The 22,539-nt window shown below is 63.5% G+C and carries 25 protein-coding genes; 16 read left to right on the top strand and 9 right to left on the bottom strand.

The features are described 5' to 3' along the window. The first annotated feature begins 43 nt into the window (after window positions 1–43). Together dapE and AC1DXU_RS17370 are read left to right on the top strand one after the other, a co-directional pair. Window positions 44–1,240 (top strand): succinyl-diaminopimelate desuccinylase, encoded by a 1,197-nt coding sequence (dapE, locus tag AC1DXU_RS17375; protein WP_477370705.1) that lies wholly within the window; start codon window positions 44–46, stop codon window positions 1,238–1,240. Continuing rightward, window positions 1,241–1,849, top strand: coding sequence for a transporter (locus AC1DXU_RS17370; RefSeq protein WP_477370702.1), 609 nt, complete (start codon window positions 1,241–1,243; stop codon window positions 1,847–1,849). On the opposite strand, the gene truA is transcribed toward AC1DXU_RS17370, so the two are convergent. The 4 genes from truA to def are packed head-to-tail and all read right to left on the bottom strand — an operon-like array spanning window position 1,801 to window position 4,606. Continuing rightward, the gene (truA, locus tag AC1DXU_RS17365; protein ID WP_477370699.1) at window positions 1,801–2,586 is read right to left on the bottom strand and encodes a tRNA pseudouridine(38-40) synthase TruA; all 786 of its coding nucleotides are present in this window, start codon (window positions 2,584–2,586) and stop codon (window positions 1,801–1,803) included. The two genes, AC1DXU_RS17370 and truA, sit on opposite strands and share 49 nt — an antisense overlap. A 19-nt stretch (window positions 2,587–2,605) precedes the next feature. After that, entirely contained in the window at window positions 2,606–3,115 is a 510-nt protein-coding gene (locus AC1DXU_RS17360; RefSeq protein WP_477240456.1) for a GNAT family N-acetyltransferase, read from the bottom strand. Then, on the bottom strand, window positions 3,112–4,065 hold the full coding sequence (gene fmt / locus AC1DXU_RS17355; RefSeq protein ID WP_477370696.1) for a methionyl-tRNA formyltransferase: 954 nt from the start codon (window positions 4,063–4,065) through the stop codon (window positions 3,112–3,114). The genes AC1DXU_RS17360 and fmt overlap by 4 nt, the downstream gene beginning before the upstream one ends. Window positions 4,066–4,075: 10 nt before the next feature. Then, window positions 4,076–4,606: a peptide deformylase gene (gene def, locus AC1DXU_RS17350; protein ID WP_477240452.1), complete on the bottom strand. Its 531-nt coding sequence runs from the start codon at window positions 4,604–4,606 to the stop codon at window positions 4,076–4,078. 104 nt (window positions 4,607–4,710) lie between these two features. Between def and AC1DXU_RS17345 the strand changes: the two genes are divergently transcribed. Continuing rightward, on the top strand, window positions 4,711–5,961 hold the full coding sequence (locus AC1DXU_RS17345; protein WP_477370694.1) for a DNA recombination protein RmuC: 1,251 nt from the start codon (window positions 4,711–4,713) through the stop codon (window positions 5,959–5,961). 18 nt (window positions 5,962–5,979) lie between these two features. On the opposite strand, the gene AC1DXU_RS17340 is transcribed toward AC1DXU_RS17345, so the two are convergent. From AC1DXU_RS17340 to AC1DXU_RS17330, 3 genes are all read right to left on the bottom strand, one after another. Continuing rightward, window positions 5,980–6,384: a GFA family protein gene (locus AC1DXU_RS17340; RefSeq protein ID WP_477370691.1), complete on the bottom strand. Its 405-nt coding sequence runs from the start codon at window positions 6,382–6,384 to the stop codon at window positions 5,980–5,982. Between the two features lie 65 nt (window positions 6,385–6,449). Further along, entirely contained in the window at window positions 6,450–7,415 is a 966-nt protein-coding gene (locus AC1DXU_RS17335; protein WP_477370689.1) for a cation diffusion facilitator family transporter, read from the bottom strand. A gap of 100 nt (window positions 7,416–7,515) precedes the next feature. Continuing rightward, window positions 7,516–8,325 (bottom strand): transglutaminase-like domain-containing protein, encoded by an 810-nt coding sequence (locus AC1DXU_RS17330; protein WP_477370686.1) that lies wholly within the window; start codon window positions 8,323–8,325, stop codon window positions 7,516–7,518. Window positions 8,326–8,537: 212 nt separating this feature from the next. Between AC1DXU_RS17330 and AC1DXU_RS17325 the strand changes: the two genes are divergently transcribed. Both AC1DXU_RS17325 and sugE read left to right on the top strand, forming a co-directional pair. Next, window positions 8,538–8,663, top strand: coding sequence for a hypothetical protein (locus AC1DXU_RS17325; protein ID WP_477274112.1), 126 nt, complete (start codon window positions 8,538–8,540; stop codon window positions 8,661–8,663). A gap of 222 nt (window positions 8,664–8,885) precedes the next feature. Beyond that, on the top strand, window positions 8,886–9,200 hold the full coding sequence (gene sugE, locus AC1DXU_RS17320) for a quaternary ammonium compound efflux SMR transporter SugE (protein ID WP_477370683.1): 315 nt from the start codon (window positions 8,886–8,888) through the stop codon (window positions 9,198–9,200). A 78-nt stretch (window positions 9,201–9,278) separates the two neighbouring features. Here the strand turns inward: sugE and AC1DXU_RS17315 are convergent, their stop codons facing one another. Further along, window positions 9,279–9,707, bottom strand: coding sequence for a DUF6481 family protein (locus tag AC1DXU_RS17315; protein WP_477310617.1), 429 nt, complete (start codon window positions 9,705–9,707; stop codon window positions 9,279–9,281). 220 nt (window positions 9,708–9,927) lie between these two features. Here AC1DXU_RS17315 and AC1DXU_RS17310 point away from each other — a divergent pair, with 220 nt between their 5' ends. The 11 genes from AC1DXU_RS17310 (at window position 9,928) to AC1DXU_RS17260 (ending at window position 21,162) form a co-directional block, all read left to right on the top strand. Further along, window positions 9,928–10,989, top strand: a complete 1,062-nt coding sequence (locus AC1DXU_RS17310; protein WP_477370680.1) for an LLM class flavin-dependent oxidoreductase — start codon at window positions 9,928–9,930, stop codon at window positions 10,987–10,989. Window positions 10,990–11,119: 130 nt separating this feature from the next. After that, entirely contained in the window at window positions 11,120–12,283 is a 1,164-nt protein-coding gene (locus AC1DXU_RS17305) for an AI-2E family transporter (RefSeq protein ID WP_477370677.1), read from the top strand. Between the two features lie 68 nt (window positions 12,284–12,351). Continuing rightward, the gene (locus AC1DXU_RS17300) at window positions 12,352–13,179 is read left to right on the top strand and encodes an arylamine N-acetyltransferase family protein (protein WP_477370674.1); all 828 of its coding nucleotides are present in this window, start codon (window positions 12,352–12,354) and stop codon (window positions 13,177–13,179) included. A gap of 2 nt (window positions 13,180–13,181) precedes the next feature. Further along, window positions 13,182–14,180: an LLM class flavin-dependent oxidoreductase gene (locus tag AC1DXU_RS17295; protein WP_477370671.1), complete on the top strand. Its 999-nt coding sequence runs from the start codon at window positions 13,182–13,184 to the stop codon at window positions 14,178–14,180. A gap of 125 nt (window positions 14,181–14,305) precedes the next feature. After that, complete coding sequence (locus AC1DXU_RS17290; protein ID WP_477370668.1) at window positions 14,306–15,100, top strand: inositol monophosphatase family protein; 795 nt, start codon at window positions 14,306–14,308, stop codon at window positions 15,098–15,100. Between the two features lie 217 nt (window positions 15,101–15,317). Then, window positions 15,318–17,234 carry a molecular chaperone DnaK gene (gene dnaK, locus AC1DXU_RS17285; RefSeq protein WP_477370665.1) on the top strand — a complete coding sequence of 639 codons (1,917 nt, stop codon included), beginning with the start codon at window positions 15,318–15,320 and terminating at the stop codon, window positions 17,232–17,234. 209 nt (window positions 17,235–17,443) lie between these two features. Next, window positions 17,444–18,574: a molecular chaperone DnaJ gene (gene dnaJ, locus AC1DXU_RS17280; protein WP_477370662.1), complete on the top strand. Its 1,131-nt coding sequence runs from the start codon at window positions 17,444–17,446 to the stop codon at window positions 18,572–18,574. A gap of 195 nt (window positions 18,575–18,769) precedes the next feature. After that, entirely contained in the window at window positions 18,770–19,375 is a 606-nt protein-coding gene (gene pmtA / locus AC1DXU_RS17275) for a phospholipid N-methyltransferase PmtA (protein ID WP_477370659.1), read from the top strand. Window positions 19,376–19,544: 169 nt separating this feature from the next. Beyond that, window positions 19,545–20,141 (top strand): NADPH-dependent FMN reductase, encoded by a 597-nt coding sequence (locus AC1DXU_RS17270; RefSeq protein WP_477370656.1) that lies wholly within the window; start codon window positions 19,545–19,547, stop codon window positions 20,139–20,141. Next, window positions 20,138–20,842: an orotidine-5'-phosphate decarboxylase gene (pyrF, locus tag AC1DXU_RS17265; protein ID WP_477370653.1), complete on the top strand. Its 705-nt coding sequence runs from the start codon at window positions 20,138–20,140 to the stop codon at window positions 20,840–20,842. The genes AC1DXU_RS17270 and pyrF overlap by 4 nt, the downstream gene beginning before the upstream one ends. Window positions 20,843–20,874: 32 nt before the next feature. Further along, window positions 20,875–21,162, top strand: coding sequence for a DUF1330 domain-containing protein (locus tag AC1DXU_RS17260; protein WP_477370650.1), 288 nt, complete (start codon window positions 20,875–20,877; stop codon window positions 21,160–21,162). 10 nt (window positions 21,163–21,172) lie between these two features. On the opposite strand, the gene AC1DXU_RS17255 is transcribed toward AC1DXU_RS17260, so the two are convergent. Beyond that, window positions 21,173–22,441, bottom strand: a complete 1,269-nt coding sequence (locus AC1DXU_RS17255) for a low temperature requirement protein A (protein WP_477370647.1) — start codon at window positions 22,439–22,441, stop codon at window positions 21,173–21,175. Window positions 22,442–22,539: the final 98 nt, after the last annotated feature.

Here is a 22,539-nt window from a genome sequence, read left to right as displayed (position 1 = left end):
TCAGGCCGTGACAGGCCTTTCGCTTTCGACTATCGCTTTGCCCATGACGCTGCCGACCGACCCCGCCGCAAACCTCGCCGCCCTCATCCGCTGCGCCTCCGTAACCCCCGCCGAGGGCGGTGCGCTGAGCGCGCTGGAAGATATGCTGAAGCCGCTCGGCTTTTCCGTCGAGCGTCCAGTGTTTTCCGAAGGTGGCACGCCGGACATCGAGAACCTCTACGCGCGGCGCTCCGGCAACGGCCCGCATCTGATGTTTGCCGGCCACACCGATGTGGTGCCGGTCGGCGACGAAGCCTCCTGGACCCACCCGCCCTTTGCCGCCGAGATCGCCAAGGGCGAGATGTACGGCCGCGGCGCCGTCGACATGAAGGGCGGCATCGCCTGTTTCATCGCCGCGGTGGCGCGCCATGTCGAGCAAAAGGGCGGCCCGAAGGGCTCGGTCTCGCTGCTGATCACCGGCGACGAAGAAGGGCCGGCCATCAACGGCACGACGAAGCTGCTCGATTGGGCGGCTGGCAAGGGCGAGAAATGGGATGCCGCGATCGTCGGCGAGCCGACCAATCCGGACGCGCTCGGCGACATGATCAAGATCGGCCGCCGCGGGTCGCTCTCCGGCAGCATCACCGTCAATGGCCGCCAGGGCCACGTCGCCTATCCACAGCTTGCCGACAACCCGGTGCGCGGGCTGATGAGCCTGGTCGACGCCTTGCTGCACCCGGTCTTCGATAAGGGGACCAAGGACTTCCAGCCGACCAATCTGGAAGTGACTTCGATCGATGTCGGCAATCCGGCGACCAACGTCATTGCGGCGAAGGCGACAGCAACCTTCAACATCCGCTTCAACGACACATGGACCGCCGAGACCGTGCAGGCGGAGATCCACAACCGCCTCGACCAGGCATCCCGGCGCAAGAAGTACCGGACGGCCAAGACGCCGGTCGACTATGAACTCGTCTGGCGCGACCGGCCGAGCCATGTCTTCCTGACCCGCGACGACCGGCTGATCAAGACGCTCAGCCAATCGGTCAAGGCGACGATCGGCAGAAAACCGGGGCTGTCGACCTCCGGCGGCACCTCCGACGCACGCTTCATCAAGGACTATTGTCCCGTGGTCGAGTTCGGGCTGGTCGGCAAGACCATGCACATGGTCGACGAACGCGTCGCGTTGGCCGACCTTGAAACGCTGACGCAGATCTACCTGCGCTTCATCGAAGACTGGTTCGAGCGGGGCGGCGCGTAGATGCTTTCGGCGGACGAAACCTACACATCGCTGACCGGCGCCTGGCGGCTGATGCTCGGCAAGGCCGACGGATTGCGGCTGCTCGACCTGTCGGCGGACGGTTTCTGGAATTCCTTTTTCGCCCTCGTCGTGGCGGCGCCGGCGCTGATCGTCGGTTGGGTCGGCATTGCCAATGTGATCGCCGATCCCGAGGCCATAGCGGGTCGCTTCGGCATGCTCACCCGCCTTGCGACTGTCGAGATCGGCGGCTGGGTGCTGCCGCTTGTCGGGCTTGCCCTCATCGCACCGCGAGTCGGCATTGGCGGGCGATTCGTCCATTATGTCGTCGCCTACAATTGGGCGATGGCAATTGCTGCCTGGGTATCGCTGCCGTCAGCGTTGCTCAGCCTCTTTGTGCCCTTCACAGATCAGTTCGTCCTGTTGACGATGCTGGCGCTGTTTGTGTTCTCGCAGGTGCTGATCTGGCGGATGACCAATGCGGTCATCGGCAGGGGAGCGGCAGTCGGCAGCGCCGTCTTTTTGGGCATGTTTGTCGCGTCGCAGCTTGTGTCCTACGGGCTTCAGGTGCTGCTCGGCATTTCCATGCCGGATGTGTCCGTCTCCGGATAATCGACGCCGATGAGAAAAAGCCCGTCGGGCGGCGCCACCTGGCCGCAAGCAGCGCGGTCATGCGCGTCGAGCGCGGCCTTGAGATCGGCAATCGTCCAGCCGCCTTCGCCGACGCGCTTCAGCGAGCCGACCATCGAGCGCACCTGATTGTGCAGGAACGAGCGCGCCGAGGCCCTGATTTCGATCACATCGTCGACCCGGCTGACATCCAGGCGGTCGAGCGTTCGAACCGGGCTGTCGGCCTGGCACTGGGTCGAACGGAAGGTGGTGAAATCATGCCGCCCGAGCAGCACTTTTGCCGCTTCGTGCATGGCAGCGGCGTCGAGGCGCTTCGGCACCCACCACACCTTGCCCTTGTCGAGCGCTGCCGGCGCGCGGCGATTGACGATGCGGTAGAGATAGTGACGGCCGATGGCCGAGAAACGCGCGTCGAAGCCATCCGGAACAGCGGCTGCCCTAAGGATGGCGATGCGGGCGCCGGCCATTTGCAGATGGGCGTTGAGGGCGTCGCGCACCTTGTCGTTTGGCCACGCCTTGACGAGGTCGACATGCGCCACCTGGCCGGTGGCGTGGACGCCGGCATCGGTGCGGCCGGCGCCGCGCAGCGAGACCTGCTCGCCGCAGAAGCTCTCGATGGCTTTCTCTATCGCCTGCTGCACCGTGGGTTGGTCGGCCTGGCGCTGCCAGCCGGCAAACAGGCTGCCGTCATATTCGACGTCGAGGCGAAAACGCGGCATCCCCTGCGGTTACTCTCGCCTAGGCGGCGAGAGCGGAACTGAAGGCCGAGGCGTAGACCAGCTTGCCGGCCTCGGGCGCCTCGCCCCAGGTCAATGCCTGCAGCGCTTCGCCCTGGTATTCGCTGTCGAACTTTTCGGCACGCGCATGGGTGTAGCCGAAGCGGCCATAGTAGGCGGGGTCGCCGAGCACGACGGCCAGCGTCTCGCCGGCGTCCTTGAGGCGGATGTGCGCCTCGCGGATCAGCGCGCCGCCAATGCCCGAGCCATGGAAGGACGGCTCGACCGCCAAGGGCGCCAGCGCAACGGCTGCAAACTGCTTGCCGCCGTTCTGGACGAACAGCCTGGAAAACAGGATGTGGCCAACCACTTGCCCGTCTTCTTCCGCCACGAGTTCGACGACGGCATCGCCGCCGGTGACCAGTGCGTCGACCAGCCCGGCCTCCGCCTGCTGGCCGAATGCATGTTCCTCGACGAGGCGGATCGCCTCGCGATCCCGCGGCATTGCCGCGCGTATCGACATCATGCTCATGAGAATTTCATTCCTTTTTCGAGCTTGGTCCCGCGCAGAAACTCCTGCACGGCAGCGGGCCTTCCGCCCGCGCGTTGAACTTCGACCAGCCTGATTGCGCCTGACCCGCAGGCGACCGTCAGTCGGTCATCGAGAATTCCTCCCGACTCGCCCAAATTTTCGGAAAGCGACAGGCCATCCGAAAGCGTCGAGCGAAGCAGTTTCAGCCGTTCTGTGCGGCCACCAATTTCAGTTTCGCACCATGCGCCGGGAAAGGGCGAAAGGCCGCGAATGTGATTGTGAACTTCGCCGGCAGGCCGCGTCCAGTCTACGCGCGTCTCCGATTTATCTATTTTTCGGGCGTAGGTCACCCCCGCAGTCGCCTGTAGGGTAAATGTCAGACAATTTGTCGCTAACTGCCCGAGAGCTTCCACCATCAGCGAGGCACCGATCGCCATCAGGCGGTCATGCAGATCACCGGCCGTCATATCGGGTTCGATGGCGCATTTTTCAACCATTGCCACCGGGCCGGTGTCCAGACCCTCCTCCATGCGCATCACCATCATGCCGGTCTCGCTGTCGCCAGCCATGATGGCGCGCTGGATGGGGGCAGCGCCGCGCCAGCGCGGCAAAAGCGACGCGTGGCCGTTCAGGCAAGCGAGCCGTGGCGCGTCGAGAATGGCTTTGGGCAACAGCAATCCATAGGCGACGACGACGACGACATCGGCCTGCAAGGCGCTAAAGGCCTGTTGCTCGGCCTCGCCTTTCAGCGATACCGGCGTGTGGACCTCCAGGCCCAGCCGTTCCGCCTCGCGCTGCACCGGCGACGGCGTCAGCTCCAGCCCGCGGCGGCCGGCGGCACGCGGCGGCTGCGTGTAGACGGCAACGATCTCGTGTCCGGCCTCGGCGATTGCCCGCAGCGTCGGCACGGAGAATTCAGGTGTGCCCATGAAGATGACTCGAAGGGGCATTTTCCGACCCCTATCCCACCAGCTTGCCTGGCACCTTGTCCCTGGCGAGCTTCTTGAACTTCTTCACCACCATGTCGCGCTTCAGCTTCGAGATGTGGTCGATGAACAGCACGCCGTTGAGATGGTCGATCTCGTGCTGCAGGCAGGTCGCCATCAGCCCTTCGGCCTCGAGCTCCTGCGACTTGCCGTCGCGGTCGAGATATTTCACCCGCACGGCCGCCGGCCGCTCGACCTCGGCATAATAGTCGGGGATCGACAGGCAGCCTTCCTCGTAGACCGAGCGCTGGTCGGCGCTTTCGAGAATTTCTGGATTGATGAAGACATGCGGCGCCGGCGTCTCGTCTTCCTTGGCGAGATCGATCACCAGCATGCGCAGCGGTTCGCCGATCTGGATCGCCGCCAGACCGATGCCGGGGGCGTCATACATGGTGTCCAGCATGTCGCCGGCCAGTTTGCGCAAGGCGCCGTCAACGCGCTCGACCGGCTTGGAAAGCTGGCGCAGGACGGGATCGGGAAGGATGATAAGCGGCTTGATCGACATGCGTTCTCACCTAAGACCTCGCGCGAAAAGCGTCAACCGGGGCGCTTGCGGTGTCGTTCACGTTTTGATCTGTGCCGATGGGCCGAATCATCTATGCTGCCCAAATGAATGATCTGACATCAATCCTTTCCGAGCCTGTTGCCCGGCTCGGCGCCACGACGATCACGCTCGGCCACGCGGTGGCGTTCGGCGCGATGCTGTTTCTTGGCCTGTTCCTGACGCTGGTGGTTGCGCTGTGGCGGTCGGCCAAGGCGCGGACCATCGCCGCCGCGGAGGCCGCCGACCATGCCCGCGACGCCGAGGCGCGGATGGCGGGCATCCTGCAAAGCCAGGCCGAAATGCAGGGTCGCATGGGCGCGATCGCGGAGGTGTTCGGCGCAAGACAGGCCGAACTCAACCAGTCGATCGGTCAGCGGCTCGATGCGATGACCGGCCGCCTCGGCCAGACCATGACCGAGCAGACCAAATCGACGCATGAGAGCCTGGCCAAGTTGCAGGAGCGGCTGGCGGTGATCGATACCGCGCAAGGCAACATCCAGTCGCTGGCCGGCCAGGTCGTGCAATTGCAGGCGATCCTGTCCAACAAGCAGACGCGCGGCGCCTTCGGCCAGTCGCGCATGGAGGCGATCGTCGCCGACGGCCTGCCGATGGGCGCCTATGAGTTTCAGGCGACGTTGTCGAATGGCAGCCGGCCCGACTGCCTGGTGAAGATGCCGAACGGCGCGCCGTCGCTGGCCATCGACGCCAAATTTCCACTGGAGGCCTGGAACGCCATCCGCGCCGCCGACGGCGCTGATTTGCAGAAGGTGGCCGCGCAAGCCTTCCGCCGCGACATCGAGATCCATGTCCGCGATATCTCGGAAAAATACCTGATCCAGGGCGAGACGCAGGACACCGCCTTCATGTTCGTGCCGTCGGAATCGGTGTTTGCCGAAATCCACGAGAATTTCGATGCGCTTATCCAGAAGGCGCACCGCGCCCGTGTCATCATCGTTTCGCCATCGCTTTTGATGCTGTCGATCCAGGTCATCCAGGCGATCCTCAAGGACGCCCGCATGCGCGAGCAGGCGCATCTGATCCAGGGCGAGGTGATCCGGCTGATGGAGGATGTCGCACGCGTCGACGAGCGGGTGCGCCGGCTGCAGACGCATTTCGGCCAGTCGGCCAAGGACATTGACGACATTTTGGTGTCGACGTCGAAGGTGACCAAGCGCGGCCAGAAGATCGAGGCGCTGGAGTTTGGCGAAAGCGAAGTTGAGCCGCGCGGTGGACCGGCCAAGGCCGAGCCCGGGGTGCGGGTGGCGGATTCCAAGACCGGGCAGTTGAGGCTGCGGGTCGTCGAAGGCGACGACTGAGAAGGCCCCGCGCCGGGGCTACTGTTCTTCCACGACGCTGATCCCCTCGAATTCCGGAAGCCAGTGCTGCGCCGATCGGTGCCACTTCTGTTGTGTCGGGACCAGATCCTCGCGCTGCCGTGCGGTCCCCGCTCTGATTCCGTAGACCTTCGGGCCGTCGCCAACCGACGTTGCGTAAAGGTGCGAACCGCAGTCGCCGCAAAAGCCCTGCGCGCGCTTGGCGCCGCTCGACCCTGTCTTGATATAGACCTTGGGCGTACCGCTGGTAATCCGGTACTGGCTCTCAGGCGCGGGAACGGTGACGCGAAAGGCCGTGCCGGTCAGTTGCTGGCAATCCGTGCAATGACAGATAGAGGTCTTTTCCGGATCGACCTCCGCCTCGTAGGTGATGGCGCCGCAATGGCAACCGCCGTCGATTTTCATGCTGGTTCCTCCGAAATCCGTCCTGCGATCTTAGCGCGGCGGGGTCGTCAGGCAATGGCTAGCGGCTAGTCCAGAGCCTCTCCGGATGCTGCCTCGACCGCCTTGCGCCGCCGTTCCCAGGTCCCGGTCGTCTGCGGCTTGACGAACAGTCGCGTGATATCAGGCATTTCCTTTTTCAGCCGCGCTTCGATGCGCTCGACGCAGGCCTCGATCTCAGGCGCCGCCAGATGATCCTCGAACTCGATGCTCAAGCCGGCAACGATTTCCTGCGGACCCAAATGCAGCGTCAGCACACCGTTCGCGCGCTGCACCGCCGGGTCCTGCTGGGCAATGGCCAGCACTTGTCTCTGCACTTCGGGCGACGCCGGTTCGCCCAGCAGCAGGCTCTTGCTTTCACGCGCCAGGAAGATCGCGGTGGCGCCCAGGATCAGCGCGATGCCGATCGAGGCGGCGCCGTCGAGCTGCGGCATCTCCAGCAGCTCCGCCGCCAGTATGCCGACGAAGGCGACGATCAGGCCTAGCAGGGCGGCACTGTCCTCGAACAGCACGGTGTAGACGCTGGGGTCCTTGCTGCGCTGGACCGCTTCGAGCCAGCCGAGCCTGCCCTTTTCCCGTCGAAACTCCTTGAGCGCCACCCACCAGGAACTGCCTTCGAACAGGAATGACAGGCCAAGCACGATGTAGTTCACCATGGCATTGGCGACCGGCTCGGGTGCGAGGATGTGGATCACGCCTTCGTAGAACGACACGCCGGCACCGAGCGCGAAGACCAGCAGGGCAACGATGAAACTCCAGAAGTAGAGCTCGCGGCCGTGGCCGAGCGGGTGCGTACGGTCCGGCGGGCGGGCGGCGCGGTGCATGCCGTAGAGCAGCAGGCCGCCATTGCCGGTGTCGACCAGCGAGTGCACGCCTTCCGACAGCATCGCCGAACTGCCGGTGAAGAAGGCGGCGGCGAATTTGGTCAGCGCGATGGCGAGATTGCCGGCGAGCGCCGCGTAGATGACCTTTTTCGACCCGCCATGCGCCGCCATGGTGTGCTGTCCCGGTTGATGTCAGGAGGTTAGCCGAGCACCCGCCCAAGCTCCACAGCCTTCACAAGGCGCAACCTGGCCCGCCGTTCAGGGACGGCGCCTACTCGACGATTTCGTCGGTCCATACCTTGAAGCCGGTGAGCAGGCCCGGACCGAAAATATGGGTCAGCGGCACATCGGCGGCGTCGCGGCCGGAGGCGATCAGGATGCGGCCGATGCGCGGCGCATTGTTGCGCGGGTCGAAGACATGCCAGCGACCGCCGAGATAGACCTCCATCCAGGCGGCGAAATCCATGCTCGACCACGGTTTTGGCGTGCCGATGTCGCTGATGTAGCCGGTGCAGTAGCGGGTCGGAATGTTGAGGGCGCGGCAGAAAGTGACGGCAAGATGCGCGAAGTCGCGGCAGACGCCGCTTTGCTCGCGATAGGCTTCTGCGGCGGTGCGCGTCGGCCGCGCATTGCCGTAGTTGAAGACGATGTGGTTGTGGACGAAGTCGCAGACCGCCTGCACGCGCGCAATGCCGAGCGGCGTGTGGCCAAACAGCCGCCAGGCTTCACTGGCCAGCAGGTCGCTCTCGCAAAAGCGGCTCGGCAGCAGGAACAAAAGCGTATCCGACGGCAGGTCGCGCACCTCGTGCTGCCAGGCCATCAGGTCGCCCATCTCGAAGGTGCCGGGGTCGCGGATCACTGCATCTGTGCCGAAGGTGAAGCGGCCGGGCGGGGCGACAAAACGGTTGCACCAATTGCCGAAACTGTCGCGATAGCTCTGGATCGGTACCGGCGGATTGGAGGTCAGGAAATCCGGGCGTTCGAGATCGGATGCTCTGCTATAGTGGACGTTGAGCATCGCGATCAGCGGCGTTTCCTGCGGAAAGTCGAAGCTCATCTCGCAGCCGATGTGGATTCGCATCTTTGTCCTGACCGGCCTGCCTGATCATCACCCGGCGAAAGCACGGGCCGATGCTGCAGTGCGAAAACAACCATGACACGGACCGACATGGTTTACGAGCAAATTAGAAACCGGTTGAAAGCGGGCGGCTGGCGGCGGTGGCAGGCGCTAACCTCTTGCAGTCGGGCGTTTCTCTTGTTTCACTTGCCGTCTCGCAATTGGAGGAACGAATCATGGCTAAAGGTGCGATGAAGGCGGGCAAGGAAGCCCGCAAGCCGAAGAAGGACGCCAAGAAGCCCGCCGCGGCTCCGGCCCTGAAGGCACCGCCCGTCAAGGCGATGAAGCTCAAGGAGCGGTAGGCCTCGGCCATTCGTTTCGGCAAAGGTTTTTAGCCGGCGGCACCCGATGCCGCCGGTGTAGTCATTGATTGGGCGCTCGCAAGTTTCTATATCTCGCCCGACGAAGACGACTTCGCGCTTTCCCCGAAAACGGCCGGGACGACCCGCCCTTGTTTGATTGAGCATCGATCCCGCGAAAACCGGATTCCAGTTTTCGGTCCGATGCCCTGATGGAGCGCTCCGATGTCGTGGACACTTCTTTTCTTCGCCGGCCTGTTCGAGATCGGCTGGGCGATCGGCCTCAAATACACCGACGGATTCTCAAAGCCGCTGCCGACCGTGCTGACTGTCGCCTCGATGATCGTCAGCCTGACCTTGCTCGGCCTGGCGCTGAAGACGCTGCCTGTCGGCACCGCCTATGCGGTGTGGACCGGCATCGGCACCGTCGGCACGGCGCTGCTTGGTATCTGGTTGCTGGGCGAGCCGGCGACCGCGATCCGGCTGGGCTGTATCGCGCTGATCGTCTGCGGCATCATGGGGCTGAAGCTGGCAGCCTGACCATACCTGCGGACAAACACATTCAGGGCCGCTGCGAAGCGACCCTGATCTCGAAGCAGATGCTTCGTAGCCTTGAGGCTAGCGGGCGGAGAAGCCCGGAGGCGTCCTGCCGGTACGCTGCTTGCGCGCCGCATAGCGCGCGTCGCGCTTGGCTTTGCGTTCAGCTTCGTCGGCGAGCAGACGAGCAATGCGCTCGTTCTCTTCGGCTTCCCGGATCTTTGCTTCCGCCTGCGCCGCTTCTTCGGCAGCAATACGCGCCGCTTCAGCTGCTGCCTCGCGCTCGGCCTTCTCGACCGCCTCGCGTGCCAGCTTTTCCTGCTTCAGCCGGGCCTTTTCAGCCTCGCGGATTTCGCGGGCCTGGAGGATCGCCTTGCGTTCGGCCTGTCGTGCCAGCACCGCGGGATCGTCTGCCGCCGGCTTTGACTTGAAGCGCTCCAGAAGCGCCTTCTTTGCCTCGTTTGCGGCGTTGCGCCGCTCGAAAACGTCTTTTTCCCTGTAAATAGCCAAGTCCACTTCCCTGAAGTCAATTCGCGACGCTTACATACGCGCGAAAACCGAGAGTTCAAGCGCCAAAACGGCATGGCAGCCATGAAATTCCTGGCTGTTGCAGCCGGGAGACGCCTTTCGAGGCGAAACCGACATGCACTGTTCACCGTCCGCCCCTCTGGCGGCGGGGCGGGCGCATCGCTACCTCTAGCGCAACAATCAAAACATTGGATGACAACTCATGGAACTCGGTCTCTATACCTTTGCCGACGTCAGCCCGGAACCGGGCCCCGGCGCAATCGGCCCGCATCAGCGATTGCGCAATCTGATCGAGGAGATCGAGCTCGCCGACCAGGTCGGGCTCGACGTCTTCGGTCTGGGCGAGCATCACCGCCCCGACTATGCCGCCTCGGCACCAGTCGTTGCGCTGGCCGCAGCTGCCGAACGCACCAAGCACATCAAGTTGACCAGCGCCGTCACCGTGCTGTCGTCCGACGATCCGGTGCGTGTCTTCCAGCAGTTTGCGACGCTCGACCTTCTGTCCGGCGGCCGCGCCGAGATCATGGCCGGGCGCGGCTCGTTCATCGAATCCTTCCCGCTGTTCGGCTACAATCTCGAAGACTATGACGAGCTGTTTGCCGAGAAACTCGACCTGCTGCTCGCCATCCGCGATCATGTCAAGGTGAGCTGGTCCGGCAATCTGCGGGCAGCGATCAACGATCGCGGCGTCTACCCGCGCCCATTCCAGGACAAATTGCCGATCTGGATCGCGATTGGCGGCACGCCGCAATCTGCGGCACGCGCGGGTGTGCTCGGCCTGCCGCTGGCGCTGGCCATCATCGGCGGCGAGCCGGCGCGGTTCGCGCCGCTGTTCGACATCTACCGCGACGCCGCCAAACGGGCCGGCACCGATCCGGCCAATCTGGCCACCAGCATCAATGTGCACGGCTTCATCGCCGAGACCACCGGGCAGGCGGCCGACGACTTTTATGGACCGCAAGCCGAGGTGATGAACCGCATCGGCCGCGAACGTGGCTGGGGGCCGACGTCGCGGGCGCATTTCGACCAGTCGCGCGGCCCCAACGGAGCCTTGTTCGTCGGCAATCCCGAGCAGGTGGCCGAGAAGATCGTCGCCCAGCACAAGATCTTCAACAATGACCGCTTCCTGCTGCAGATGGCGATCGGCACCATGCCACACGCCAAGATCATGAAAGCGATCGAACTCTACGGCACCAAAGTGGCGCCGATCGTGCGCAAGGAAACGGCGACGGCCGTTCCCGCCATCACAGCATCGGTCGCCTGATCCGAGGCTGAGGATTGCCGGACAAGGCTCACACGAGCCTTGTCGCTGCCGGCTAAAGGAACTTTGAGGATGCACCGGCGTTTTCGCCGATCGGCTGCACCAATTGCGGTGCCCGATCGAGGGAACCAGAATGAAAGTCGAACCCGCCGCTTTGGGCGCAGCCGAAAGCCCGGATCCGCGCGTGGAGGCGCGCGCGGACACACGGCTGATGCGCTCGCTGCTCATCGGCATCTTCATCCTGATGACCATCTACGCGCTGTATTTCGCTCGCGCCTTCTTCATGCCGGTTATCCTGGCTTTCCTGCTGACACTGACGCTGACGCCGATCGTGCGCTATTTGCGAAAGCATGGCGTGCCCGACGTGGTGTCGGCGACCCTGTTGGTGCTGCTGTCGGTCTGCCTCTTTGCCAGCGCCGGCTATCTGCTCAGCGGCCCGGTCATCGACCTCGTCAACAACAGCTCGTCGATCGGCCAGCAATTGACCGAGCGACTGGCGCAGTTGCGTCGTCCTTTCGAAAAGATCATGCATATCTCGCATGAGCTTGAGGGGCTGACCAACACTGGCCAGGAGCCCGGCATACAGAAGGTGGTGATGTCGCAGTCCGGCATCCTGTCGCAAGCCGCCGGCAACATACTTTCAGCGGGAACCAGCCTGACCATCATCTTCGTGCTGTCGCTGTTCCTGCTGGCGTCAGGTACGATGTTCTATGAAAAGATCATCCAGTCGTTTGCCAGCCTCAGCGAAAAGAAGCGGGCGCTGCGCGTCGTCTACGACGTCGAGCGCGAGATCTCGAACTATCTGCTCACCGTCGCTCTCATCAACGCCAGCCTCGGAACGGTCATCTTCCTCGGCCTGTGGGGGCTCGGCGTGCCCAACCCGCTGGTCTGGGGGGCGGCGGCAGCGCTGCTCAACTTCCTGCCCTATGTCGGGGCGCTGATCACAATACTGCTCGTCGCGGTCATCGCGCTGATCAGCTTCGATAGCATCTCCTACGCGTTGCTGGCGCCCGCCTTCGTGCTGTTGTGCGACATCGTCGAAGGCCAGTTCGTGACGCCGATGGTGGTTGGCCGCCGGCTCGAGATCAACGCGGTGGCGATCTTCATCGCCATCGCCTTCTGGTCCTGGCTGTGGGGTTTCGTCGGCGCGCTGATGGCGGTGCCGCTGCTGGTCGTCATCAAGGTGTTTTGCGACCATTTCGATGGGCTGAGCCATGTCGGCAATTTTTTGGCGGCACAGCAGACCGTTGTCGTCGAGGAGGAATCAACCGAGGCTGTCGAGAAGGCCTCGACATAAACCGGCGCACAGTTTGCGGCTCCCGATCCGAGTGCCTATATCGAGCCGGTCAAGCCGGACTCCTTTTCATGACCGACGCCTCATTTGATCTCGATGCCTATTTCGCCCGCATCGGCTACACCGGCGCGACAGATGCTTCGCTGCCAACGCTGAAAGCACTGCATCTCAAGCACCCGCAAGCGATCGCGTTTGAAAATCTCGATACGCTGCTGGGCACTCCCGTTCATCTCGACCTCGCCTCGCTGCAGGACAAGTTCTTCGCGCGGGGTCGCGGCGGCTACTGCTTCGAGCACAATCTGCTCCTCATGCAGGCGCTGAAGGCGCTGGGTTTTACCGTCAGCGGCCTTGCCGCGCGGGTTCTGTGGGGCCAGGCAGAAGACGCCATCACCGCGCGCAGCCATATGCTGTTGCGGGTCGAGCTCGATGGCCGAACCTACATCGCCGATGTCGGCTTCGGCGGTCTGACGCTGACGGCGCCGCTGCTGCTCGAGCCCGGTCTCGAGCAAACGACACCGCATGAAACCTTCCGCATCGTTGAAGCCGGCGACCATTTCCGCCTGCAGGCCAATCTCGGCGGCGACTGGCGCACACTTTATCGTTTCGACATGCAAGAGGCCTACGAGGTCGATTATGCGGTCGCCAACCATTTCGTCTCGACCCACCCGACCTCGCATTTCCTGTTCTCCATCATTGCCGCCCGCGCTTTGCCGGACCGGCGCTACGCGCTGCGTAACAACCGCTTGTCGATCCATCATCAGGGCGGCCGCACCGAGCAGCGCGAAATCGCCACAGCAGCCGAGCTCGCAGACGTGCTGGAAGGCGTGCTCGACATCACCATTCCCGACCGTGCCGCCTTCGAGGCCAAGGTGCGGCAGAAGAATATCGTAGGAAGCTGATCATGACCGCTCTTTCCGTTCTCGACCTGTCGCCGATCATCGAAGGCAGCAATGCCTCGCAGTCGCTGGCCAATTCGCTCGACCTTGCCCGCCACGCCGAGCGTCTCGGCTACAAGCGCTATTGGCTGGCCGAGCACCACAACATGCCGGGCATCGCCAGTGCCGCCACCGCGGTCGTCATCGCCCATGTCGCCGGCGGCACCAGGACGATCCGCGTCGGCGCCGGCGGCATCATGCTGCCCAACCATGCGCCGCTGGTCATCGCCGAGCAGTTCGGCACGCTGGCGGCACTGCACCCCGGCCGCATCGACCTCGGGCTTGGCCGCGCGCCCGGCACCGATATGGGCACGGCGCGGGCGCTGCGCCGTAATCTCGAGGCCTCAGACAATTTCCCGCAGGACGTCGTCGAGCTGATGGGCTATTTCCGGCCGGCCGAGGATGGCCAGCGCATCCGCGCCGTGCCCGGCGAGGGCCAGCAGGTGCCGGTGTGGATCCTTGGCTCCAGCCTCTATGGCGCGCAGCTCGCCGCCATGCTCGGCCTGCCCTACGCCTTTGCCTCGCATTTCGCGCCGGCCGAACTCGACCACGCGCTGGAGATCTATCGCTCGCGCTTCCAGCCGTCGGAACAGCTGGAAAAACCCTATGTGATGCTCGGCCTCAACGTCTTTGCGGCCCCCACCGATGCCGAGGCAAAACTGCTGTTCACCTCGCTGCAGCAGGCCTTCGTCAATCTGCGCACCGGCCGGCCCGGCCGCTTGCCGGCGCCAGTCGAGGGTTACGAGCGCGACCTCGACCCGATGGCGAAAACCATGCTGAGCCAGGCGCTGTCCTGCGCCGTCGTCGGCTCGCCGGAAACGGTCCGGCAAGGCGTCGATGCCTTCATTCGCCGCACCGGCGCCGACGAATTGATGGTCACCGCGCAGATGTACGATCATGCGGCGCGGGTGCGGTCGTTCGAGATCCTGGCCGAGGCCCACAAATCGCTGTCGCAAGCCGCGTGAGTGGTTGGCTTTTGCCTGACATGTGCGTCTGCTAAGGGCAGACTCCTCTTTTGTTTATTCGCAATTCCGGACGGAAAAGACGCTTTACACTTTTCCTGGAATTGCTCTCAAGCGCGAGCTCTCCCGTGACCCATGATCTCGACCAGCGCATGCGCTTTGCCATCGACCTTTCGCGGCGCGCCGGCGAGCTCGGGCTAAGATATTTCCGCGACCTCGACAGCCTGACCATCGAGAGCAAGGGGCATCAGGACCTGGTCTCGGAAGCAGACCGCGAGGTTGAGCTGTTTGTCCGCGCCGCCATCGCCGCCAACTATCCGCAAGACGGCATTGTCGGCGAGGAACATGCCTCGGTGGGTGGCTCCACAGGATATGTCTGGGTGATCGATCCCATTGACGGCACCGCCAATTTCGTCCGCGGCATTCCGGCCTGGTGCGTGGTGATCGCTTGCGCCAGGGATGGGGAGACCGTTGTTGGCGTCATCCATGAGCCATCGACCGGCGAGACCTTTCATGGCCGGCGCGGCGGCGGCGCCTTCATCGACGGCAAGCCGATCAAGACAACCACCACCGGCAGCCTCGAGGAAGGCTCGGTCGGAACCGGACTTTCAAACCGCGCCAGAACCGAAAATGTCGCCGTGCTGGTCCGCCTCATCCTGGCGGAAGGCGGCGTGTTCTTCCGCAACGCGTCAGGCGCCCTGATGCTGGCCTATGTCGCCGCCGGCCGGCTGCTTGGCTACGTGGAAGAGCACATGAATGCCTGGGATTGCCTGGCCGGCATGCTTTTGGTCGAAGAAGCCGGCGGCACGATCGTAAAGCCAGACCCGAAGACCGTGCTGCGGGACGGAACGCTGGTGATTACTGCCGGCAAGGCTATTTTTCCTAAATTGCACACGCTTTGTTCAGAGGCGTTCAGGTTCTGATCCGACGCGTGACAATTGGTCCGTTCTCCACCGACCAGTATGGCGGTGGACGCCTTGCGCAGAATGCTTGCGCCCGATGCAGCCTGTTCTTATATACGCGCCAAGCCGTTCGGTGCCGGAATGCCGGTTGCCGGAGCGGAATTTCTTGTGAACAGGGGCTTTCGTTGGAACGCCTGTAACGGGTCCTGAGAGCCTGCTTAGCGGAGAGACTAGAAAAATGGCAAAAGTAATCGGTATCGATCTGGGAACCACCAACTCCTGTATCGCCATCATGGATGGCAAGGAGCCGAAGGTTATCGAGAATGCGGAAGGCGCGCGCACGACCCCTTCCATTGTCGCCATCTCGGGCGACGGCGAGCGCCTCGTCGGCCAGCCGGCCAAGCGCCAGGCGGTCACCAATCCTGAAAACACCATCTTCGCGGTCAAGCGCCTGATCGGCCGCCGCTATGACGATCCGGTGACGGAGAAGGACAAGAAGCTTGTCCCCTACAAGATCGTCAAGGGCGACAATGGCGATGCCTGGGTCGAGGCCGGCGGCAAGAAGCAGTCGCCCAGCCAGATCTCGGCCATGATCCTGCAGAAGATGAAGGAAACGGCGGAAGCCTATCTCGGCGAAAAGGTCGAGAAGGCGGTCATCACCGTTCCGGCCTATTTCAACGACGCCCAGCGCCAGGCGACCAAGGATGCCGGCAAGATCGCCGGTCTGGAAGTGCTGCGCATCATCAACGAGCCGACCGCGGCAGCGCTTGCCTATGGCCTCGACAAGAAGGAAGGCAAGACCATTGCCGTCTATGACCTTGGCGGCGGCACGTTCGACATTTCGGTGCTCGAGATCGGCGACGGCGTGTTCGAGGTCAAGTCGACCAACGGCGACACCTTCCTCGGCGGCGAGGATTTCGACATGCGCCTGGTCGAATATCTGGCGGCCGAGTTCAAGAAGGAACAGGGCATCGACCTGAAGAACGACAAGCTGGCCCTGCAGCGCCTGAAAGAGGCGGCTGAAAAGGCCAAGATCGAGCTGTCGTCGACGACGCAGACCGAAATCAACCTGCCCTTCATCACCGCTGACGCGACCGGCCCGAAGCACCTGACGCTGAAGCTGACCCGCGCCAAGTTCGAGCAGTTGGTCGACGACCTCGTCCAGCGCACCATCGACCCTTGCAAGGCGGCGCTCAAGGATGCCGGCCTGAAGGCTGGCGAGATCGACGAAGTGGTCCTGGTCGGCGGCATGACCCGCATGCCCAAGATCCAGGAGATCGTGAAGCAGTTCTTCGGCAAGGAGCCGCACAAGGGCGTCAACCCCGATGAGGTCGTCGCACTGGGTGCTGCCATCCAGGCCGGCGTGCTGCAGGGGGACGTCAAGGACGTTCTGCTCCTCGACGTGACGCCGCTGTCGCTCGGCATCGAGACGCTGGGTGGCGTGTTCACCCGCCTGATCGAACGCAACACGACGATCCCGACCAAGAAGAGCCAAGTGTTCTCGACGGCCGAAGACAGCCAGTCGGCGGTGACCATCCGCGTCTTCCAGGGCGAGCGTGAAATGGCCGCCGACAACAAGGCGCTCGGCCAGTTCGACCTGGTCGGCATTCCGCCGGCGCCGCGCGGCGTGCCGCAAATCGAAGTCACCTTCGATATCGACGCCAACGGCATCGTCAACGTCTCGGCCAAGGACAAGGGCACCGGCAAGGAGCACCAGATCCGCATCCAGGCTTCGGGTGGTCTTTCCGACGCCGACATCGAGAAGATGGTCAAGGACGCCGAAGCCAATGCCGAGAGCGACAAGAAGCGGCGCGCTGTGGTCGAGGCCCGCAACCAGGCCGAGGCGCTGGTGCATTCCTCGGAGAAGTCGCTGAAGGAATATGGCGACAAGGTCTCGGAAGCCGAGCGCACGGCGATTGCCGATGCGATCACGGCGCTGAAGGCTGCCGCCGAAGGCGACGACGCGGCCGACATCGAGGCCAAGAGCCAGGTGCTTGCCGAAGCGTCGATGAAGCTCGGCCAGGCCATGTACGAGGCCTCGCAGAAGGAAGCCGCGGAAGCCGATGCCAAGGCGGACGCCGCCAAGGACTCTGACGTGGTCGATGCCGATTTCGAGGAAATCGACGAGGACGACGACAAGAAGAAGTCGGCCTGACCGTCTGACGGCAGAACAAGCGAAAAGCCCGGCGCAAAGCCGGGCTTTTTTGCAACCCTTGGCCAAAAAAGTGCGAGCCCGGCCGAAAAAACACGGACAAACCGGTGTCGACACTGGCATCCCGGCCCCATCGCACCTAAATCGACACAACGTGCCGGCAAGCGACGCATAAAGCTTCAAGACGTTGAGCATCCGGACTGCGGGAAAAGATGAAAGCTGATTTCTACGAAACGCTGGGCGTGCAAAAGGGCGCCGACGAGAAGGAGCTCAAGAGCGCTTTCCGCAAGCTCGCCATGCAGTTCCATCCAGACCGCAACCCGGGCGACCATTCCTGCGAGCACAAGTTCAAGGAAATCAATGAAGCCTACGAGACGCTGAAGGACCCGCAGAAGCGCGCGGCCTATGACCGTTTCGGCCACGCCGCCTTCGAACAGGGCGGCATGAATGGCGGCGCACAAGGCTTTGGCGGCGGCGGCTTCGCCGATATTTTCGAAGACATTTTCGGCGACATGATGGGCGGGCGCCAGCGCCGCTCGTCGGGCGGCCGCGAGCGCGGCGCCGATTTGCGCTACAATATGGAAATCTCGCTGGAAGAGGCGTTCGCCGGCAAGACCGCGCAGATCCGCGTGCCAGCCTCGATCTCCTGTTCGGAATGCTCAGGGACCGGCGCCAAGCCGGGCACGCAGCCCGTCACCTGCGCGATGTGCAACGGCCACGGCAAGGTGCGGGCGACGCAAGGTTTCTTCTCGATCGAGCGCACCTGCCCGCAGTGCCAGGGCCGCGGCCAGACGATCAAGGACCCGTGCCCGAAATGCGCGGGACAGGGCCGGGTCGTCGAGGAGCGTTCCCTGTCGGTCAACATCCCGGCCGGTATCGAGGACGGCACCCGTATCCGGCTTGCCAATGAGGGCGAGGCCGGTCTGCGCGGCGGCCCGTCGGGCGATCTCTATATTTTCCTGGCGGTCAAGCCGCACGAATTCTTCCAGCGCGACGGCGCCGATCTCTACTGCAAGGTGCCGATCTCGATGACGACGGCCGCCCTTGGCGGCTCGTTCGAGGTGGCGACGCTGGACGGCACGCAGACCAAGGTGAAGGTGCCGGAAGGCACCCAGAACGGCCGCCAGTTCCGCCTCAAGGGCAAGGGCATGCCGGTGCTGCGCCAGCCCAATGTCGGCGATCTCTATATCCAGACCGCGGTCGAGACGCCGCAGAACCTGTCGCGCCGCCAGCGCGAATTGCTGGAAGAGTTCGAGCAGCTATCGTCACAGGACAATTCGCCCCAGTCGAGCGGCTTTTTCGCCCGCATGAAGGATTTCTTCGAGTCCTTCGGCGAGCACTGATATCTATCGCTCCAAAGCGAGAGCCGGTTTGGGGCATCCAGCGCGAAACCAACGATGCCCGCGTTGAGTCCGTGAAAAACGTCGCGCCTTGAGACGCGACAAAAACTATCTTATCCACGCCATTGGCGCGACCGCGCCTTGCCTTGGACTGCCTAGGTGCTAAGTAGCGTCAGGGAAGCCTTCAGGAGAACTTGCATGGCACGTGGTCCGGGATTGCGGAAAGCACTGGCGGAAAAGTTCGACGACGAGCTGAAGTTCTTCAAGGGCTGGATCGACAAGCCGAAGACAGTCGGATCGATCGTCCCGACCAGCTCCATCACCGCCCGCAAGATGGCCTCGATCGTCAATCCCAAGTCCGGCCTGCCGGTGCTCGAAGTCGGCCCCGGCACCGGTGTCATCACCCGCGCCATCCTGGCGCTCGGCGTGAAGCCTGAAGATCTCTACGCGGTCGAATATTCCACCGATTTCGTCCGCCATTTGCGCCGCATCTACCCGGGCGTCCATGTGATCGAAGGCGACGCCTTCAATCTCAACGCCACGCTCGGTGACAAGAGCGAGATGGTCTTCGATTCGGTCGTCTCGGGCGTGCCGCTGCTCAACTTCCCGGTGGCACAGCGCATCGCCTATATCGAAAGCCTGCTCGACCGTATCCCGGAGGGACGGCCGATCGTGCAGCTGACCTACGGTCCGCTGTCGCCGATCCCGCCCGGCCGCGGCGACTACACGGTCGAGCATTTCCACTTCGTCATCCGCAACATCCCGCCGACGCAGCTGTGGATCTACCGCCGCAAGGCGCATTAGGGTATGCCGATATTCAGGTGAGGCCGGCCTGCAAATGGCAGCTTCCTGCGCTTCCGGTGCTCACGTACTTTGAGTACGCTCCGCTCCGGTTCTCGGTATCAGCCATTTTCGACTCGGCCTGACCTGAATCTCAACACACCCTGAAGCGGTCCGCTTCCTCCGGATGCCAATGGCAGTAACCCCGAAAATCCTCGTCTTCGCCGGCTCGATCCGCACCGGCGCCTTCAGCGGCAGGACCGCCGATGTGGCGCAGAAGGAGCTGGCCATGCAGGGCGCCGAGGTGACCCGCATCTCGCTCGCCGACTATCCGCTGCCGATCCTCGACGAGGACCTGGAAAAGGAAAAGGGCGTTCCCGACAACGCCGTCAGACTCGCCCGACTGATCGCCGCCCATGACGGGCTGCTGATCGCCACGCCCGAATATAACGGCTCCATCCCACCACTGCTCAAGAACAGCATCGACTGGGTAAGCCTGGTGCGCAAGGATGGCGGCGGCTCGTTCAGGCCGCTTGCCGGCAAGGTCGCCGGCCTCTGTTCGTCTTCCAATGGACATTTCGCCGGGATACGCTGCATCAACCATCTGCGCGCCGTGCTGGTGCGCTGCCAGATGGAGGTGGTGACGCCTGAGTGCTCGGTGCCGGAGGGCGGCAACGCCTTCGACGACAGCGGCAATTTCAGGGACGCAAGACTGCATAAATCGATGGAGCATCTATGCCGCACGCTGATCGAAACCTCGCGTCTCCTGTCGACCCGGATCGAGGCATGATCCACGCGCAAGAGACGATGCGCGACAGGCTGATCGTCGGCCTCGATGTGCCGACGCTGAAGCAGGCCGAGGACGCGGTGCGCGAGCTCGAAGGCGTCGTCTCCTTCTACAAGATCGGCTATCAGCTGGCCTTCGCCGGCGGGTTGGACTTTGCCAGGGAATTGGCCAGCGGCGGCACAAAAGTCTTCCTCGACATGAAGCTGCTCGACATCGACCACACGGTGGCCAAGGGCGTCGAGAACATCGTCAAGATGGGCGTCAGCATGCTGACCATCCACGCCTACCCGAAGGCGATGCGGGCGGCGGTGGAAGCCGCCAGGGGCAGCGAGCTTTGCCTGCTTGCCGTCAGTGTGCTGACCTCGATGGACGAACAGGACATGATCGATGTCGGCTATGAGTATGACCCGCATACGCTGGTGCTGCGGCGCTCGGAACAGGCACTGCATGCCGGCATGGGCGGTATCGTCTGCTCGGCCGAGGAAGCCGAAGCGGTGCGCCGCATCGTCGGGCCGAACATGGCCGTGGTGACGCCGGGCATCCGGCCCAAGGGCAGCGACCATGGCGACCAGAAGCGCGTGGTGACGCCGGCGCAAGCGATCCGCAACGGTTCCAGCCACCTCGTCGTCGCCCGCCCCATCGTCGCGGCAAGCGACCGGCGCGCGGCGGCGGAAGCCATTCTTGATGAGATGCGCTCGGCATAAACGTTCCCACGAACAAATTTCGGAGAAAAGAAATGCCCAAGGGATACTGGATTGCCCGCGTCGAAGTGCGCGACGCCGAAGGCTACAAGGAATATGTCGCCGCCGCCAAACTGGCCTTCGACAAATTCGACCTAAAATTCCTGGCACGCGGCGGACCCTACGAATTTGCCGAAGGCGCCGGCCGCGCCCGCAACGTCATCATCGAGTTTCCGTCGCTTGCCGCGGCGCATGATTGCTACCACTCGCCGGAATATCAGCGCGCCGCGGCCATTCGCCAGAAGGTGGCCGACGGCGAAATCGTGCTGGTCGAAGGGGTCTGAAGTTCGTCTTCTAGTCGGCCGTTGAGCGTTCGCCAACGGCCAGCGCCTCCGCCTGATGACGGTGTCCGAGCATTTCGTAGCCGACGACGGTGACGGCCGGCGCGAGCATGAGAATGACGAGGCAAACCGCGATGTCGACGCTGGCAAGCGCCGCGAAAACGGCTGACACAACCACCCCCGCGGTCGCGGTCAGCAGCCAGACGTGCAGGGGATCGAAGCGCGGAACAAGATAGTAATAGAGCGCATAGATCAATCCCAGGAAACCACCCACCGGAATAGCCGCGGTGAGCAGCGTCGCAAGCGGGCCGATATGCGCCTTGTGCTCGATGAAATAGGCCGCGACGTGCAGCCCGGCGCCGGTCGCGACGATGGCGGTGACGATCAGCATCTGCCCATAGCCCCAGATGAAAGCGCGGTTGCGATGCGCGTGAAGTATCGGCGCTGACGGCACTATGTAGTAGACCCACCACATGCCGAAGGTGAGCCCGGTGCCGGCGATGCCGACAAGGGCCGCATCGAGGTTCCAGCCCTGCTCCTCGACCACGGCCGAAAGCGTCGCCAGCGTGCCGACAACCCCTTCACCCAGCGCAATGATGGCGAACAGGCTGTAGCGCTCGGCCATGTGGTGAGCGTGCCAGGGCGTGCCGCCATCCTTGCGCTCGGCGATCACCGGCCCGGCGAGTTCGATGACAAGCAGGGCAGCGCCGAACAGCAAGCTCGCCGACAAGGAGAAATCGACCAGGATTTGCACCACCCAGCCGATCTGCGCCACCGAGATGGCCGTGGCATAGGTCAGGCAAGCACGACGCCGGGCGGGATCCTGCCTCGCCGCGCGCAGCCACTGGAATATCATGGCGACGCGCATGATGACGTAGCCGAGCACCATGATGGAATTGTCGAGATGCCCGCCGTGCTCGATCGAAGCGAACATGCGTGGCAGACCGATCGCCAGCACCAGCACGCCGATCATCTGCACCATGGTGACGAGGCGGAAAATCCAGTCGTCGGTGTCGTAGGCCGAGGAGAACCAGGAGAAATTGATCCAGGCCCAGCAGATGGCGAAGCTGGCAAAAGCGAAGCCGAGCAGGGCGGCGGCATAGTGGCCTTCGGCCAGCGCATGGGCGAGTTGGGAAGACGCGAGGCTGAAAGCAGTCACGAAGGTCAGGTCGAACAGAAGTTCGAGCGGGGTCGCGACACGATGCCCCTCATGCGGATCGCGTCCAGCCATGCGCCTGACATGATGGTGGAGGGTTTCGGGGCTGACGGGCGTGGTGTTCATCGCGCGGCCTTCGCTAGGGGTCGTCAGCCGACACTAGAGGCAAGGCGGCAAGCGTCAAGCGCGCGGCCAGAACCTGCACGTCGCCAAAAAGCCTGGCG

It is taken from the genome of Mesorhizobium sp. P3_A10 (assembly GCF_056403175.1).
The sequence above is the reverse complement of the archived record's forward strand: the minus strand, read 5'-3'. Positions and strand labels throughout refer to the sequence as shown.

Excerpts from the sequence above, each read along its gene's own strand:
- def (WP_477240452.1), bottom strand. The coding sequence starts at position 4,606 with ATGTCGATCAAGCCGCTTATCATCCTTCCCGATCCCGTCCTGCGCCAG.
- AC1DXU_RS17370 (WP_477370702.1), top strand. The coding sequence starts at position 1,241 with ATGCTTTCGGCGGACGAAACCTACACATCGCTGACCGGCGCCTGGCGG.
- fmt (WP_477370696.1), bottom strand. The coding sequence starts at position 4,065 with ATGCCCCTTCGAGTCATCTTCATGGGCACACCTGAATTCTCCGTGCCG.
- sugE (WP_477370683.1), top strand. The coding sequence starts at position 8,886 with ATGTCGTGGACACTTCTTTTCTTCGCCGGCCTGTTCGAGATCGGCTGG.
- AC1DXU_RS17300 (WP_477370674.1), top strand. The coding sequence starts at position 12,352 with ATGACCGACGCCTCATTTGATCTCGATGCCTATTTCGCCCGCATCGGC.
- AC1DXU_RS17260 (WP_477370650.1), top strand. The coding sequence starts at position 20,875 with ATGCCCAAGGGATACTGGATTGCCCGCGTCGAAGTGCGCGACGCCGAA.
- dapE (WP_477370705.1), top strand. The coding sequence starts at position 44 with ATGACGCTGCCGACCGACCCCGCCGCAAACCTCGCCGCCCTCATCCGC.
- AC1DXU_RS17270 (WP_477370656.1), top strand. The coding sequence starts at position 19,545 with ATGGCAGTAACCCCGAAAATCCTCGTCTTCGCCGGCTCGATCCGCACC.
- AC1DXU_RS17310 (WP_477370680.1), top strand. The coding sequence starts at position 9,928 with ATGGAACTCGGTCTCTATACCTTTGCCGACGTCAGCCCGGAACCGGGC.
- pyrF (WP_477370653.1), top strand. The coding sequence starts at position 20,138 with ATGATCCACGCGCAAGAGACGATGCGCGACAGGCTGATCGTCGGCCTC.
- AC1DXU_RS17330 (WP_477370686.1), bottom strand. The coding sequence starts at position 8,325 with ATGCGAATCCACATCGGCTGCGAGATGAGCTTCGACTTTCCGCAGGAA.
- dnaK (WP_477370665.1), top strand. The coding sequence starts at position 15,318 with ATGGCAAAAGTAATCGGTATCGATCTGGGAACCACCAACTCCTGTATC.
- AC1DXU_RS17340 (WP_477370691.1), bottom strand. The coding sequence starts at position 6,384 with ATGAAAATCGACGGCGGTTGCCATTGCGGCGCCATCACCTACGAGGCG.
- AC1DXU_RS17305 (WP_477370677.1), top strand. The coding sequence starts at position 11,120 with ATGAAAGTCGAACCCGCCGCTTTGGGCGCAGCCGAAAGCCCGGATCCG.
- truA (WP_477370699.1), bottom strand. The coding sequence starts at position 2,586 with ATGCCGCGTTTTCGCCTCGACGTCGAATATGACGGCAGCCTGTTTGCC.
- AC1DXU_RS17345 (WP_477370694.1), top strand. The coding sequence starts at position 4,711 with ATGAATGATCTGACATCAATCCTTTCCGAGCCTGTTGCCCGGCTCGGC.
- AC1DXU_RS17360 (WP_477240456.1), bottom strand. The coding sequence starts at position 3,115 with ATGAGCATGATGTCGATACGCGCGGCAATGCCGCGGGATCGCGAGGCG.
- AC1DXU_RS17255 (WP_477370647.1), bottom strand. The coding sequence starts at position 22,441 with ATGAACACCACGCCCGTCAGCCCCGAAACCCTCCACCATCATGTCAGG.
- AC1DXU_RS17295 (WP_477370671.1), top strand. The coding sequence starts at position 13,182 with ATGACCGCTCTTTCCGTTCTCGACCTGTCGCCGATCATCGAAGGCAGC.
- AC1DXU_RS17325 (WP_477274112.1), top strand. The coding sequence starts at position 8,538 with ATGGCTAAAGGTGCGATGAAGGCGGGCAAGGAAGCCCGCAAGCCGAAG.
- AC1DXU_RS17335 (WP_477370689.1), bottom strand. The coding sequence starts at position 7,415 with ATGGCGGCGCATGGCGGGTCGAAAAAGGTCATCTACGCGGCGCTCGCC.
- pmtA (WP_477370659.1), top strand. The coding sequence starts at position 18,770 with ATGGCACGTGGTCCGGGATTGCGGAAAGCACTGGCGGAAAAGTTCGAC.
- dnaJ (WP_477370662.1), top strand. The coding sequence starts at position 17,444 with ATGAAAGCTGATTTCTACGAAACGCTGGGCGTGCAAAAGGGCGCCGAC.